Origin of the sequence: Thiomicrorhabdus heinhorstiae (assembly GCF_013391765.2) — a bacterium.
Taxonomy (GTDB): Bacteria; Pseudomonadota; Gammaproteobacteria; order Thiomicrospirales; family Thiomicrospiraceae; genus Thiomicrorhabdus; species Thiomicrorhabdus heinhorstiae.
The window spans coordinates 1-423 of record NZ_JACBGI020000074.1; the positions used below are offsets into that span (position 1 = coordinate 1).

The 423-nt window shown below is 49.6% G+C and carries 1 protein-coding gene; it reads right to left on the reverse strand.

What is annotated here, in order from left to right; genetic code table 11:
• Positions 1 to 322, reverse strand: a 322-nt coding sequence (locus H8792_RS12430) for a putative inorganic carbon transporter subunit DabA (RefSeq protein WP_324187616.1), incomplete at its 3' end; no start/stop codon positions are given.
• Between the last annotated feature and the right edge of the window lie 101 nt (positions 323 to 423).

Below are 423 nucleotides of genomic sequence, written 5' to 3' on the forward strand. Positions count from 1 at the left end.
TTTGAATGGTTTCATCCACATGATTCAAACCAAAACAAGTGAATTCATCGGTGGTGGTATTATGCATGGCCGCCACAAAACGAGTTTGCGCCGGAATTTTGATGTCTTTTTCCAGTAAGCCCTGACGAACCGATTCATCGTTGAGCAAGAACGCTAACACCCGCACATTGATTTCACCCGTTTGCCCACCGCAAGCACCGCAGTCCAGCCCGGCTGCATGCGGGTTATTACAACTGGTGCTGCCATGCCCCACAAGCATTACCGTTTCAGCGAGATCATGATCCAGCCCCATGGCATGCAAAATCCCTGCAGCCAGCTCCACTTTTTGATCTAGCGTTAAAGGGGAGTCATTCTGGGTGAGTTCAAATGCATCTGTCGCAGGTATCGCATTAATCGGGTTCGTGTGGCTTTCAGGAAACAAGC